General features: G+C 60.8%; 1 protein-coding gene. It reads left to right on the top strand.

The window, feature by feature from the left end; all coding sequences use genetic code 11:
- The coding region (locus tag ACWEQQ_RS45040; RefSeq protein ID WP_452352573.1) for a heterodisulfide reductase-related iron-sulfur binding cluster at positions 1–1173 on the top strand (1173 nt) is incomplete at both ends.

The following is a 1173-nucleotide window of genomic DNA, read 5'->3' as shown; positions in this document are numbered from 1 at the left end:
CAAGCCGATGATGTCGGGTGGTAAGCCGATCGAGATGGAGACCGCGGATCCGGATAATGACACCTTCGGTGTGGGTAGGTTCGAGGACTTCTCGTGGAAGGACATTCTCGACGTCACGACGTGTACCGAGTGTGGTCGTTGTCAGTCGCAGTGCCCGGCCTGGAATACCGGTAAGCCGCTTTCGCCGAAGCTGTTGATCATGTCGTTGCGTGATCATGGTTACGCGAAGGCCCCGTACCTGCTTGCTGGTGGCCGTAAGGACATGGGTGGCGAGGAGATCGGTCTGGTCGATGCCGAGGGCAAGCCGGACGAGCGTGCGTTGGCGCGGATTTCGGAGGCCGCGCGGGCGGAGGCGGAGCGGCCGTTGGTCGGTGGTGAGGATGTGGGCGGGATCATCGATCCCGAGGTGTTGTGGTCGTGCACGACCTGTGGTGCGTGTGTGGAGCAGTGCCCGGTGGACATCGAGCATGTCGACCACATCATCGACATGCGTCGTTACCAGGTGTTGATCGAGTCGGAGTTTCCTTCGGAGTTGGCGGGGTTGTTCAAGAACCTGGAGAACAAGGGCAATCCGTGGGGTCAGAACGCCAAGGATCGGCTGAACTGGATCTCGGAGGTGGACTTCGAGATCCCGGTGTTCGGTCGCGATGCGGATTCCTTCGACGGGTATGAGTATCTGTTCTGGGTCGGGTGCGCGGGTGCGTACGAGGATCGGGCGAAGAAGACCACCAAGGCCGTCGCGGAGTTGTTGGCGACCGCGGGTGTGAAGTTCATGGTGCTGGGTCAGGAGGAGACCTGCACCGGTGACTCGGCGCGTCGTGCGGGTAACGAGTTCTTGTTCCAGCAGTTGGCGATGCAGAACATCGAGTTGCTGAATTCGGTGTTCGAGGGTGTGGAGCAGGCCAAGAAGAAGATCGTGGTCACGTGTGCGCATTGTTTCAACGCGCTCAATAACGAGTACCCGCAGGTCGGTGGCACCTATGAGGTGGTGCACCACACGCAGTTGCTGAATCGTCTGGTGCGGGGCAAGGCGTTGGTGCCGGTGTCGCCGGTGGCGCAGAACGTGACCTATCACGACCCGTGTTATCTGGGCCGGCACAACAAGATCTACAACGCGCCGCGTGAGTTGATGCAGGCGTCGGGGTCGACGTTGGTCGAGATGCCGCGTCACGC

The sequence above is a fragment of the Nocardia sp. NPDC004123 genome (assembly GCF_053603795.1).
Note: the sequence above shows the minus strand (reverse complement) of the source record. Positions and strands in the feature narration are given on the sequence as shown.